This is a genomic window from Cellulophaga sp., from assembly GCF_039943695.1.
Taxonomy (GTDB): Bacteria; Bacteroidota; Bacteroidia; order Flavobacteriales; family Flavobacteriaceae; genus Cellulophaga.
This window is the reverse complement of sequence record NZ_JBDVAA010000049.1, coordinates 37,863-52,157: the sequence shown is the minus strand read 5'-3', so window position 1 is coordinate 52,157 and position 14,295 is coordinate 37,863. Positions and strand designations below refer to the sequence as shown.

The window sequence follows — 14,295 nt, the reverse complement described above, 5'->3', positions numbered from 1 at the left end:
GCTAGTTATGCCACTAAAAAGCACGGTAAATATATTATTACAGAAATTACACACTACGCTAAAGAAGCTAACTATTACACCAATAGTTTTGTGGCGTTACCTGTAGATATTAAAAGCCTACCTGAACCTAAAGTAACATTGCCAGTTGCGCAAACACAAATGGCAACGGTACTAAGCAACCAAGACCCTAAAAACAAAGGAAGAGTACAAGTAAAAATGAACTGGCAGACCGGAGAAATGAAAACGGCATGGATACGTGTTATGACGCCTGATGCAGGTAGCAGCAGTAACGTAGCTACCAACAGAGGTTTTGTGTTTATACCAGAAGAAGGTGACCAGGTTTTACTTGGTTTTAGATACAACGACCCTAACAGACCTTTTGTACTAGGTAGCCTGTTTAACGGGCAAACAGGAGCCGGAGGTTTAGAACAAAACAAAAGTAAAAGTATAACTACAAGAAGTGGAAATACCATAACTTTTAATGATGATGAAAACCAAGGAAAAATAACTATTTCTGATCCAAGTGGTAGTAGCATTACACTAAACGGAGATGAAACTATTACTATTTCTGCTCCTAAAACAATTACGTTAGATGCTACTAATATTTTCTTAAAAGGAACAGAAATAGAACTAGACGGGACAAATGTTAAAATTGGCGGAAAAGAAAATATCGTTGTAGATGCACCAACAGTAGGTATTACGGGTACAAAAAGCTTGTCATTACTAAGTTCCAAAAATGCAACTATAGATGGCGGTGAAGAAACCAATGTTTTTGGCGCTGCAATTAAAACCAACTCTACTGGGGACACCAACATTACTGGCTCTATGGTAAAAATAAATTCTTAAGCATGAGCGAGAACAAATCTATAGCACACCAATACTATAAGGTACAAGAGTACTGGAAAGAAGCTCTGACGCATAAAGAATGGAAACTAGCCGTTTGGGTAGCTGAATATTCAGATATTGAAATTATAAGTCATTTTTTAGACATAGAAGGTTCTGCGCTAGGAGAAACAGAAGAGGTTATACTTAAATTTAATTCAGTTTACACAGAAGATGAAGAATATGAAAAACATTTATGGTCAGAATTTACAGATTGGTTTAATCTAGATAATGACCCTAAATACGATATGCATAAGGCTTTAATTAAAGATAACTATCTTAAAACGCCTTTTGTTCCAAATACAAAACTTGCACCTACATTTTCTAACCTTCTTTTAGAGATAGAACGCTTTAAAAAAGCGCTAATTGGCATAGACCCATCTTTAATTATTCAGTTTGGTTTAGGAATGCACCAACAAGGCTTTGGAGATTGGATGCATGATATGCTAAAAAAAGATATCCCTAATGCTATTAGATTTGTGGCTATAGATATTGCTAAAGAAAGACATTTAAAATCTTTTAAAAGAAAAACACGATCAAAAGTTTATGAAATTCACCCGCAGTTAAATATGCTTGCGGCTATGAAGAATGAAATGAAAAAAGAGGTTAAAGGTAGCCAACCTCATAGTCCAGATGCTAAATACAAACTAACTGTATTAGAATTAATGGAAGCTTTACCTAAGGAGAAAAAAATGCTTCCGTTAATAGATCGTCTTTTTACAGAAGCTAAACAATTAGGAGAACCCTCAGTACTAGTATCTAGTTATTTAATTGTATCACACGCATACAACACAATTAAAGAACCTAAAAAAGGACTTAAACATATAGAAAAAGCTATTGTATTAACAGACACAATAAAAACATCTTCACAATACTATCCATTATGGAGGTCTAGTATGCTATTTAAGGCTGCTTTTCTGTTAAGCCTTAGTGAAGAAGAAGATGCTTTTGAGGTTTATGAAGAAATAGCGCAAAAGGCAAGTAAAAATTTAGACTATTTTTATATTATGGAAGCGTACAGAATATGTGCTACCATACAAATGAAAAAGAAAAAATATGAAGATGCTTTTGAGTATGCGCTATTAGCACTAAATGGCGGTTGCTATTTAGACTTACAAACGCGCCAAAACTCTACGTTTTTATATGTAGCTAATTTAGCATATAACATTTTAGAATACATATTGGGTGAAAATGAAAAAAGGCCTATTGTAGAAGAACACCTGGAGCTTTGGTTGGGTAAAAATTGGAAAAAACTAATTTCTGCTGAAGAAAACCTAAACCAACATTATGCTCCTCTACCAAAAGAGCAAGAATTAATTTCCATTACAAACTAATTAAAAAATAAAGCAATGGCAAAAACAGTAGGAGGTTTAGCACATGATGTAGTGGCTGATGTTGGAAAAAAAAGTCCAGGAAAAAGTTTTGGAGAATTATTTTCTGAAAAAAAAACACAGTTAGATAGTTTACAGAAAGACCTAGCAGCTGCAATAATGCCTAGTATACCAGGACAACCTGCTGGTAAATTCTCTGACATGGGCATAGGTGTAGATTTTCATTCTACGGTTGTACCACCATCTCCTATGTGCGCTGTTCCTAATGTTTTTATGGTGTATGATATGATAGCCGCAGTTTTTGCTGCCATTAATTCTGTTTTGCCAACACCCACTGAAAAAGAACAAGAAGAGGTTGCTGAAGGCGAAGAGCAACTACCCCAACCCATTACTGTAAGTTCTGTAGCTAGAGCTATTGTAACTATGATGAGGCCTAGTGTTAAAATAAATAACAGATGGGTTGCAAATGCTGGTGTATCTATACAACACTTACCAGGTGTTTTAGCACACGGGCCTGCTCCAATAGTTGCTCCTATGGCACAAGGCGAAATGTTTATGGGTAGTAGTACCGTTATGGCAGATTCTGCCCCTTTCTCCTATCAATATTTACCTGCACTATCTTGTAATGTTGTTGGTATACCTGCACCTTTTAGAGCTAAAAAAGCAAGCAAACCTAAGCTAACATTAATGGCTCCCACAGATAGTATGATAACTGTTATTCCTGCAGGTATGGCTGTTTTAGTTGGTGGACCTCCTACTATAGATTTATTTGCCCTTGCGATAAATTTAGGACTTAAAGGTTTTGGGAAATTATTAAAAAGAGGAAAAAAAGCAATTAAAAAAGTTGATGTAGAAAAAGCTATAAAAAAAGTTGATGTAGAAAAAGCTGCAAAAAAAGTCGATGTAGAAAAGGCTGTAAAAAAAGTTGAAGTAAAGAAATCTTCAAAAACAAAATGTGTAGGAGAACCTGTAGATGTTGTTGCCGGACGTGTAGTTTCAGAAAATGAAGAATTTAGTTTCCCTGGCGCGATCCCTTTTGTATTTACACGTCGTTACTATAGTGACATACAAGCAACATCCGCATTAGGTAAAATGTGGCACCATAATTATGATGTTTACCATAGTGATGTAAACCCAGAAGGAGATATTGTTGTAAGAATTGAAGATGGCCGTTTCATTACATTTCCTGCCTTAGCTGATCATGATACTATGTATCACCCAATAGAAAAATTTACATGGAGTAAAACTAAAAATGGGTATGTTTTAGAGGACGAATATAAACTACAATACCACTTTGGCAGCAACCGTAAACTAGCGTTTATTAAAAATACTATTGGAGATAAAATTAGTGTAAAATACAATGCTAATAACAATATAGATTCTGTGACTGATACCGCAGGACGTGTTTTAAAATTTAGTTACAACAACCCAGAATATATTAACCTTTTAACCACAATAGAACTAGAAACAAAGGAAGGCTTTGTATGGAACCACAATTACAAGTACAATTCAGAAGGCTTACTACATAAAGTTATAGATGTTAATAGTGCAGAAAAAACATTCCGTTATAAAGATGGCTTATTATCTCATTTAACCAACCAGTTAGGCGGTAATTTTTATTGGGAATACCAAGGTAAAGGAGAAAATGCAAAATGTATACACGCTTGGGGAGATGAAGGGCTTTTAGAATACCATTTAGATTATAAAGTAGGAAAAACTATTGTAACCAACTCTTTAGGCAACACTACAGTTTATGAGTATGATGACCGTTTACTCATAACCAAAATAACCGACCCAATGGGCGGGGTAACCATAAACCGCTATAACGAAAACGAAGAAAAAGTACTCACCATAGATCCTATGGGCAATAGCACCAAGTTTAATTATGACCAAAGAGGTAATTTAATAGCCATTACCAATGCTTTTGACAATACCGAACGTTTTGGTTACAATGAGCAAGACTTGCTCGTAAGCCATACCAGCTACCAAGGAAATAGCCTAAGAAGAACCTTTAACAATCTTGGGCTGGTAACACAAATAGATTACCCTAACGGCAGCACTGTAGAACTAGACTACAAAAAAGGTAAACTATACCAAATAACAGATCTAAACAAAAATACCACTACTTTAGAATGGGATAAAAGTCATAATTTAACTACCATACACTTGCCAAACGGCACTGCTACTCATATGACGTATGATAGTCTTGGGCGCGTGCAAAAAACAGTTGCTGCAAACGGGGCTACAACAACGTATGATTATGACAAGGTTGGTAATGTTTTAAAACTAATAGAACCTACCGGTAATGTGCACCAATTTACGTATAACACCGCTGGTAGTGTACTTACTGCCAAAGACCATAAACGCAACGTAAAATTTAGCTACTGGGGCCTAGGGCATTTAAAAAAGCGTACCGAAAATGGTAAAAGTGTTACTTTTTATTATGACACAGAAGAGCAACTTAAAAGCATACGTAATGAGGCTGGTGAGTTGTACCGTTTTAGCCGAGACGGCAATGGTAATATTATAGGCGAATGGGGTTTTGATGGGCTTAGCCGTAAATACCGTAGAGACGCAAATGGCCAAGTAACAACTACCATTAGCCCCTTACATACTACAAATTACAATTACAATGCTTTAGGCCAATTAACTACGGTACATTATAATAACGGCACGTATGAGTTGTTTAGCTATGATAAAGATGGCAACTTAATACTAGCAGAAAACCAAGATAACCAAGTACGCTTGCAATTAGATAAGGTTGGCAATGTATTACAAGAAAGCCAAAACGGACACCTAATTACCAATACCTATAATAACTTTGGGCAACGTACCCAAATGCAAAGTAGCTTAGGTGCGCAACTAAACAACCAATACAACCCACTAGGAGAGCTTACCAATAGCTATGCAGCACAAGACAAAGCAACACCATGGCAAGCTGCTTTTGAGTACAATAGTATGGGCTGGGAAGTAGAGCGTTTGCTTAGCGGTGGCGTAACACAAAAGACAAACTATGACCAGGCTGGCAGAATAAAAGAATTACACGTACACAGCCAAAATTACGAACCTAGCAAACGCCAATACAGTTGGAACCCAAGCAACCAATTAGAGCAGTTAATTGTAAACGGAAAAACCACTACATTTAATTATGATGCACTAGGTAATTTAGCACAAGCAAATTACCAACAAACAGAAACCATTTATAAAGTACCAGACCGCATAGGAAATCTATACAAAACAGCAGACCGCAGTGGGTATACTTATGATAAAGGAGGTAAATTACTAGCAGACCCAGAGTGGAACTATACGTATGATGCCGAAGGCAACCTCATAAAAAAAATAGCAAAAAATAAACAAGCTAAAGGCTTTAATTTAATAGATGATGGTAACAGTCACCTACTTACTTGGGAATATGTTTGGAACGCCAATGGCAGTTTACAAAAAGTAAGTAATAATGAGGGCCTACTTACTACTTTTGAGTACGATGCCTTGGGCAGGCGTACCGCTAAAATAAACCCTCTAGTAAAAAACAGAGATAATATAACACGTTTTTTATGGGATGGCAACGTACCCCTGCATGAGTGGACGTACAACCATAAAGACCGCCCACAACTAGTAGTAAACAGCACAGGTGTATTAACATACAATAACCCAGAACCGTTTAACAATGCTACCACATGGGTATTTAATGAGGGGAGTTTTGTACCCACAGCAAAATTGGTTAATGGCGAGCATTTTTCTATAGTTAGTGACCATTTAGGAACACCTATAGAAGCCTATAACAAAGAAGGTGAAAAAGTATGGGCGTGCGAGTTGGATATTTACGGAAAAGCAATTAAATTTACGGGAGATAAAACGTTCATACCCTTTAGATACCAAGGCCAATATTTTGATGATGACCTAGAGCTGTGTTACAACAGGTTTAGGTATTACTCACCAGAAAGTGGTACGTACATAAGCCAAGACCCAATTAGGTTGGCAAGTGGAGAACCAAACTTTTATGCGTATGTAAGTGATAGTAATAGTTGGGTTGACCCTTTAGGTTTAGTAACCCAAATGGTTGACGGGGTAAAAATGGGTGATTGGGGAGAAAAAGTTGCGTCAAAATATTTATCTAAAAATGGACATCAAGTTTTAGGTTCTGTCCAAAATGCTTCTGGTCACGGTTTCGATTTAATAACTAAAACTTCTGATGGCAACATTAATGTCATTGAAGTAAAAACGAGCAAAAGTAACTGGAGAAGTAAAAGCAATATGTCTGGATGGACAGATAATAATATTCGTAAAATCTCTGGAAATACAAATGGTAGGTGGGCAAATAAGCCCAAATATCAAGATAACTTGATGAGAACCATACGAGATGCGAAAAGTAAGGGGAAATTAAATAATAAACTCCTTCAAATTAATATAGATGAACGTTCCATTAAATTAAAGTGCAAATCATAATGCAAAAACTAATTGATAAAGCTATTAAGCATTATAGATATGACAGAATTCCAAATTCGGATGAATCTAATTCTTTTTTTATTGATGAATATAATTTCTTTGCTAGAAAGGAAAATCTAAAAAAATATATAAATACTGTCTGGTTAAGTTTGTCGGGAATTCCAAACAGCACTCACATCAAAGCAAAAAACCTTTTATTTCAAGGTGATGAGGATTGTTGGAAGTATTTTGAGCGGACTGCGGTATTTTGGACCTATGGACATATTAATGATAAATGGATAGATCATTTAAAAGGTACTTATGAATATGCTTTATATGTTGAACGAGAAGATTTGATTAAACTACTTTTTAAAAAATCATTATCGTATTTAACAGACCAAGAGAATTTATCCAACAAAGAGTTTAAAAAACAAAAAGTGTATCCTAGTACACAATTAGCACATTTCTTAATTGAAAAATGGACAGGAAACAATCCAGTAAAAGACTTGATTTTAAAGTATGGAAGTGGCTATGGTATTTATCAAAAAATTATTGACAATTGGGATGATTTTACTAAAATAGAATCCAATTATTGGGATGAGCTTTGCGAATATCATTTAAATGGAATAGGATTACAACGTGGTGAAAAATGGGAGAATGAAGAATTTTTGACTAGCGGCCTAATCCCAATGGAATTAATAAACCTAATTAAAGTTCGTGAAAAATTAGGATTAGACATACCTGCTATAAATAATGCTTTATTTGACACTAATATGTCTAAAACACCAGTTGTTCCTACAGGTTATGATGAAAATTTAGATATAAAATTTAAACTTATTGATTTAACCGTAAAAACAAATAAGAAATATACTTTTCAAGAAATTGAAAAATATATAAAAGATGAAAGAGGTCGTGACGTGAAAATATTTGAATAAGCTAGCTAGCACAAGTCCCCGCTAACACAAGCATCTTGCTTGTGCCCTACTCCATAAGTTATTATAAAACAAACAGCAAAGCTATCTAGTAAATTAGGTAGCTTTTTGTATTTTTAAACTGTGGTAATTAGTGTAGTTACCAAAAGTTCTTTTGCAGTTTACCCTTTAGATACCAAGGCCAATATTTTGATGATGACCTAGAGCTGTGTTACAACAGGTTTAGGTATTATTCACCAGATAGTGGTACGTACATAAGCCAAGACCCTATTGGGCTGGAAAGTGGTGAACCAAACTTTTATGCGTATGTAAGCGATAGTAATAGTTGGGTTGATGTTTTTGGGTTAGCTGGCGAATATCAATTAGGTGCTTATTCCGACATAACAGGCCCTATACACAAAGGTGATATGTTGTCTGGTCATGAACTCCTTCAAAGTGCTTGGTTAAAACAAAATCATAATATTTGACGTAGTTTTTCCATTGGTAAACAAAACCCATCTATAGCTTTAACAGAACCTAATATGCATAAAAATATTTCTAAGCTTCAACAGAAATATAAATTAGGGGGAACTAATCTAAAAGGACAAAGTGCTTTACAAAACATTAATAGAAATACCGCACTAACAAGAAAAGGTATCTATCAAGGTTTATTACATAGAGGATGGGAACCAACAAATGCAAAGCGATATGCAACTCAACTATCTATGCAACTTAGAGAAAATGCATTAGAATTCGCTAAGAAAAACGGATTCTTAAACACTCATTAAGAAATTAAATCAAATACAAATGAAAGAAAAATTTTCTAAATGCATACCATATGACAAAAATATTAGAGGTAGGATTGGGGGAAATCCACCTATATTAATAGAGGACATAATTCCTGAAAATTATCTTTTTTATGCAACAATAGTACATCCTCGAAAGGAAAATTATATGCTATCAATTTTAATACACAAAGATTTTGATACGCGTATAGAAAAAAATATATATCCAAACATAGAAGTGAAAGTAATTGAACATAATTACTCTGAAGAAGGTTTATTGGAGGAAAAAAGGAATAATGATATATCCATTAATTCAATAACCAACTATTTAGACAAGGCTAATGAAAATGATTTTTTTATAGTAAAAGCTGGCGGAACACCAAATTTTATCCAACATAAAGATTATTATTATAAAGAACTAAATAAAGACGGTTATTTTTACTTATTGCAAATAGATGAAGAAGGATATAGCGATGATTTGTTAATTGATAACTATCCTTTTAACTATGGAGCTTTGTACTTATATGAACAAAATGAAACAAAAAAAATAATAGCTGGGTTTTGGCAATATTCATAATTTAACCGCTAAATTAACCCCGCTAGCGCAAGCATCTTGCTCCTACCGCAAAGCATAAGTTATTATAAAACAAACAACAAAAGCTATCTAGTAAATTAGGTAGCTTTTTGTATTTTAAGTAATTCAACAGTACTATTTTAATAGTTTATAGTACCTTATAAAAACACAAATTTTAAATTACTCTTAAACAAAATATAAAGCCACATTTACACTATATCAATTTACACCAAATGCGTACTTTTGCATAAATATCAATCTAAAACAAAATGAGCAACAATAAAATTGCACCTTCTTTATTAGCAGCAGACTTTGGAAACCTACAGAGAGATGTAGAAATGGTAAACAATAGTGAGGCAGATTGGCACCATATAGACATTATGGACGGCGTTTTTGTTCCTAACATATCTTACGGTATGCCTGTGTTAAAAAGTATAGCACAGCACGCTACAAAAACATTAGATGTACATTTAATGATTGTAGACCCAGATAGGTACATAAAAACCTTTGCAGAATTAGGAGCAAATGTATTATCTGTACATTATGAAGCTTGTACACATTTACATAGAACTTTGCAAGCAATTAAGGCTGAAGGTATGATGGCTGGCGTTGCCTTAAACCCTCATACAAACGTACATTTATTAGAAGATATTATTAATGATATTGACGTTGTTTGCTTAATGAGTGTTAATCCTGGTTTTGGAGGACAATCTTTTATAGAAAACACTTACAATAAGGTAAAAGCATTAAAAGAATTAATTATTAAGAAAAATGCAAAAACCCTTATAGAGATAGATGGCGGTGTTACTTCTAAAAATGCAAAAGCTTTAGTAGACGCAGGTGCAGATGTACTTGTTGCTGGTAGTTTTGTTTTTAAAAGTGATAACCCAACAGCTACAATTAAAAACTTAAAAGAACTTATAGGCTAGTGAATTTATTTGATGTTATAATTATTGGCGGCGGACCTATTGGTATTGCCTGCGGATTAGAAGCTAAAAAAAACGGACTTTCTTATCTTATTTTAGAAAAAGGATGTATTGTAAACTCGTTATACAATTACCCTGCTAAAATGCAATTTTTTTCATCATCCGAAAAACTAGAAATAGACAACATTCCTTTTATCAGTAATGAAGCTAAACCCAAAAAAGAAGAAGCTTTAGAATACTACAGAAGAATTGTAAGTAGCAATGATTTGGACATTAATTTATTTGAAAAAGTAACTAATGTAACCAAAGACTCTACTTATTATATTGTAAAAACCAGTAAGACAACTTACACTGCAAATAACGTAATAATAGCTACTGGTTTTTACGATATACCTAATAAATTAAATATTCCGGGAGAAGACTTACCAAAAGTCACCCATTACTATAACAATCCGCATTATTTCTCTAAACAAAAAGTAGTAGTTGTTGGCGCAAGTAACTCATCCATAGATGCCGCTTTAGAATGCTGGCGTAAAGGTGCAGAAGTAACTTTAATTATTCGTGGCGCAGAAGTTGGTCAACGCGTAAAATATTGGGTACGCCCAGATATTATTAACCGCATAGAAGAAGGTAGTATAAAAGTAATTTATAATGCCAATATTACAGAAATTAAAGAGACCCAACTAACAGTTAAAACTGTTGATGGTGCTATTACCTTACAAAACGACTATGTTTTAGCATTAACTGGCTATAGACCAAATTTTAATTTTCTTACCAAAATGGGCATCACCTTGTCTAACGATGCAAAAAAGATACCAACACACAACAAAGACACAATGGAAACCAATTTAAGTAACGTTTATTTAGCTGGTGTAATTTGTGGTGGTATGGAAACGCACAAATGGTTTATAGAAAATTCTAGAATTCACGCTAAAAAAATAATTAGCACTATACTACAAAAGAAATAATAATTATATTACACCCTGTTTTCAGGGATATACATTTCACTAACTTGCGGGGTTGTAAAAAGCTATATAAAAGCCAACTTTGTAAACAGCGTTTAAATTAGCAAACCAAATCAGGTAACCTGTATACAAACACAACCCAAATTAGCATAATTAATTAAACAATTATTATTTTTTTGACTTTAACCAAACCAACATACAGTACATTTTTTCACAAATTAAAAACAACTCTAATTCTACTTTTAGTAAGTGTTTTTCAATTAGTTAGTGCACAAGAAATAGACAGTACAAAAACTGAAAAAGATGAAACTCCATTTTTTTCTTTTTCTTGGTCTCAAATTCAATTAGACGAAACCCTTAAACCATACTATGATGCTTTAAAAACTGCTGAGTTTGGAGCGCAACGTTTTTCAGTCTTTGATCAACTTATAGAAAAACACGCTTATAAAGCAAATACAGACTCTGTACTACATTACGGAAACCTATATGTACAAGAACTAGGCAATTGGGATAAACCCGAAAAAGAGAAGAAATACCTTTACGCAAAGGCTTATTATTTTATGTCTCTTGGTAGTTCTTTAAACGGATTAATAGACAAATCTATTGAGTGGAACATAAAAGGACTACAAGAAGCAGAAGCCATTAACGATACTGAGTTTTTATATTTACATAAAGTAAGTTTAGCAAAAAACTACATAACTCAAGACAAGACAGACAAAGCCATAGATTTACTAACAGAGTCTATAGACAAATACGGCAAACAACATTCTAAGGTTACCAATAAAGCGCTTATGCAATTAGGTAATGCATATGCAAAAAAACAAGATTACACTAAAGCAGAAGAGTACTACAATTCTTCATTAGAACTAGCAAAACAATTTAAAGATTTAGAAGTTGAGCTAGAAGTAAGACTTCAACTCACTAAATTCCTAGAGATAAAAAAAGATTATCCATACGCATTAAAATATTACGCAGAAATTAGTAATGAAGCAAAAGCTAATGATTACAACGCTATTTATTATGAAGGCGCACTATTAATTGCAAAAGTATACTATAAACAAGGATATTATGATATTGCAAACATAGGACTTACAACAGCCTATGTAAATGCAATTGATCACGAAAATTTAGAGTTTCAAAAACAAATTTTAACTGTACAGGCAAAAAGTTATTACAAACAAGAAGATTATAAAAATGCTTATGCTGTTATGACACAGCTTTTTAGTGTCTTAAACCAGATAAAAGCAAAGCAACAAAGAGAAATTATAAAAGAACTAGAGATACAGTACGAAACATTAAAAAAAGAACAAGCTATATCTGACTTAAAAGAAGATCAAATTAAGCAAGAAGCAGAACTAGACCGTCAAAAAACAATTAAATCTGCATTTTTAATTGGTTTTTTAGTTATTCTTATTCCCGTTATTGCTTTACTCTATACATACTACCAAAAAATACAAGCACAAAGTGAGCTTGCTAAAAAGAACGAAGAAATAAATAACCAAAAGGTTACCACACTTAAACAAGAGCAAGAATTAAAACTTATTAAAGCCTCCATTGAAGGTCAAGATGAAGAGCGTAAACGTATAGCTCAAGAATTGCACGACAGTATTGGCGGTAATTTAGCTGGCATAAAATTACAATTGGCAAGTGTTAAAGAAAAAACCGAAACTTTAAATACAATTACAGGACAATTAGATGAAACCTACCAATTGGTTAGAGACATATCTCACACGCTAATTCCTAAAAAGTTTAGACAAGACGATTTTACGCAGCTTATAAAAGAATACACAAAATCTATCACCAACACAGGCGAACTTAAGGTAGAGTTTCATCCGCACCCAGAAGAAAAAATAAACACCATTAATGAAATGGTAAAAATGGAGTTGTTTAAAATTATTCAAGAATTAATGACAAACACTCTTAAACACGCCAAAGCATCTAATACAGATATACATCTAAATTACTTTGAAGATAGCATTACCTTACTTTTTGAAGACAACGGTAAAGGTTTTAACAAAGAAAATAATGGAGACGGTATTGGGTTTACAAATATTAAAAGTAGAATAGAAAAACTAAACGGTACCTTACACATAGATTCTGCTGTAAACAGAGGAACAGTAATATCTATAGAAATACCAATAAAAAACACAACCAATGACAACTTATAACCTAATTATTGCAGACGATCATAAAATGTTTATAGACGGACTTACGAGTATTTTAGAAGATGCTCCTGAGTTTAATATTACTACAACCGCTAAAAATGGTGCGCAAGTAGTAAAGTACTTAGACATAAATGGTGCTGATGACATTCATTTATTAGTGACAGATTTAACTATGCCAGAAATGAATGGTATAGAATTAAACACTATAGTAAAAGAACGCTTCCCTGGTTTAAAAACACTAGTTGTTAGTATGCATATAGATGGCGGTATGATAGACACACTAATTAGAGGCAATGTAGATGGCTATGTACCCAAAAATGCTGAAAAAGATGAATTATTAGAAGCCATTAGAACAATAATTGGCGGAGAAAAATATTTTTCTACAGAAATAAAAAAAGCTTACACTGATGCAATGTTTGCCAGTAAAAAAGAAAAAGAGGTTTCTTTAACAAATAGAGAAAAAGAGGTTTTAAAACTTATTGCTGAGGAATACACTACACAAGAAATTGCAGACGAATTGTTTTTAAGCAAGCACACAATAGAAAGTTATCGTAAAAATTTAATTTCTAAGTTAAATGTGAAAAATTTAGCTGGCTTAACCAAACACGCAATAAAAATGGGGCTTCTAGACGATTAAACCTACTCTACCCCTGTTTTCAGGGTATTCATTTTCACTAATTCAGGCGTATTCTTAGTCCTGTAATAACTTCATCTTTGTAGTGTATTTAAAAAAGCACTCAATTATGAAAACTAAATTATTTGTATCAGTATTAGCAACAGCAGCATTATTTTTATCTTGTAGTAATGATAAAAAAACTACAGAACAAGGTCTAGCTAACACGCAAATTAAGTCGGACATTATTATTGAAAACACAAAAATAAGAACAGGCATTTCTGCTGCAGATGAAGAACGTTCTTTTATCATGGTAACAGGAAAATCTTTATTAAATGGTACAGCAACTGTAAAAACTACCAATTTAAAAGGCGAAGAAATACATTGTGAATCATTTCCTGCAAAACAATTAATAGATCAAGAATATAAAACAGCAAATTCTACCCTGAAAGAATCTCATATTATGGAAAATGTACAAAACTATTTTGAGGTTAATCACAGTAACGATTTAGCTAAGTCATAATATTACACTACACATCTACTAAAAAGCCATGCTATTTGCGTGGCTTTTGTTATTCTAAAATAAAAAATACTTGTAGATCCCTAAAAGCTCCGCTTTGAAAACAAAGAATCCAAAATTAAAAAAGCAAGTAAACTTAATTTTCTATTGTTTAATTAATAGTTAAGTAGCGACTACTTAATACATTACTATAAACCT

The 14,295-nt window shown here is 33.3% G+C and carries 11 protein-coding genes and 1 pseudogene; all 12 read left to right on the top strand.

Annotated features, from left to right (window positions below; all coding sequences use genetic code 11):
* Positions 1–846, top strand: an 846-nt coding sequence (locus ABJD66_RS03855) for a phage baseplate assembly protein V (RefSeq protein ID WP_348128425.1), incomplete at its 5' end; no start/stop codon positions are given.
* Between the two features lie 2 nt (positions 847–848).
* Positions 849–2,216 (top strand): hypothetical protein, encoded by a 1,368-nt coding sequence (locus ABJD66_RS03850; protein WP_348128423.1) that lies wholly within the window; start codon positions 849–851, stop codon positions 2,214–2,216.
* A gap of 15 nt (positions 2,217–2,231) precedes the next feature.
* Positions 2,232–6,659 carry an RHS repeat-associated core domain-containing protein gene (locus ABJD66_RS03845; RefSeq protein WP_348128420.1) on the top strand — a complete coding sequence of 1,476 codons (4,428 nt, stop codon included), beginning with the start codon at positions 2,232–2,234 and terminating at the stop codon, positions 6,657–6,659.
* Positions 6,659–7,573: a hypothetical protein gene (locus ABJD66_RS03840; RefSeq protein ID WP_348128418.1), complete on the top strand. Its 915-nt coding sequence runs from the start codon at positions 6,659–6,661 to the stop codon at positions 7,571–7,573. The genes ABJD66_RS03845 and ABJD66_RS03840 overlap by 1 nt, the downstream gene beginning before the upstream one ends.
* Positions 7,574–7,746: 173 nt before the next feature.
* Positions 7,747–8,037 (top strand): annotated as a pseudogene (locus ABJD66_RS03835) (RHS repeat-associated core domain-containing protein); the annotation flags it as partial.
* A 54-nt stretch (positions 8,038–8,091) separates the two neighbouring features.
* Positions 8,092–8,337 carry a hypothetical protein gene (locus ABJD66_RS03830; RefSeq protein ID WP_348128415.1) on the top strand — a complete coding sequence of 82 codons (246 nt, stop codon included), beginning with the start codon at positions 8,092–8,094 and terminating at the stop codon, positions 8,335–8,337.
* Between the two features lie 19 nt (positions 8,338–8,356).
* Positions 8,357–8,911: a hypothetical protein gene (locus ABJD66_RS03825; RefSeq protein WP_100893732.1), complete on the top strand. Its 555-nt coding sequence runs from the start codon at positions 8,357–8,359 to the stop codon at positions 8,909–8,911.
* A gap of 266 nt (positions 8,912–9,177) precedes the next feature.
* Positions 9,178–9,837 carry a ribulose-phosphate 3-epimerase gene (gene rpe, locus ABJD66_RS03820; RefSeq protein WP_348128412.1) on the top strand — a complete coding sequence of 220 codons (660 nt, stop codon included), beginning with the start codon at positions 9,178–9,180 and terminating at the stop codon, positions 9,835–9,837.
* A complete protein-coding gene (locus ABJD66_RS03815) occupies positions 9,837–10,802 on the top strand; it encodes a YpdA family putative bacillithiol disulfide reductase (protein WP_348128409.1) in 966 nt (321 codons plus the stop codon). The genes rpe and ABJD66_RS03815 overlap by 1 nt, the downstream gene beginning before the upstream one ends.
* A 173-nt stretch (positions 10,803–10,975) precedes the next feature.
* A complete protein-coding gene (locus tag ABJD66_RS03810; protein WP_348128406.1) occupies positions 10,976–12,967 on the top strand; it encodes an ATP-binding protein in 1,992 nt (663 codons plus the stop codon).
* A complete protein-coding gene (locus ABJD66_RS03805) occupies positions 12,954–13,601 on the top strand; it encodes a response regulator transcription factor (RefSeq protein ID WP_100893736.1) in 648 nt (215 codons plus the stop codon). Before ABJD66_RS03810 ends, ABJD66_RS03805 begins: the two co-directional genes overlap by 14 nt.
* Positions 13,602–13,707: 106 nt before the next feature.
* Positions 13,708–14,100 carry a hypothetical protein gene (locus ABJD66_RS03800; RefSeq protein WP_100893737.1) on the top strand — a complete coding sequence of 131 codons (393 nt, stop codon included), beginning with the start codon at positions 13,708–13,710 and terminating at the stop codon, positions 14,098–14,100.
* The last annotated feature ends 195 nt before the right edge of the window (positions 14,101–14,295 follow it).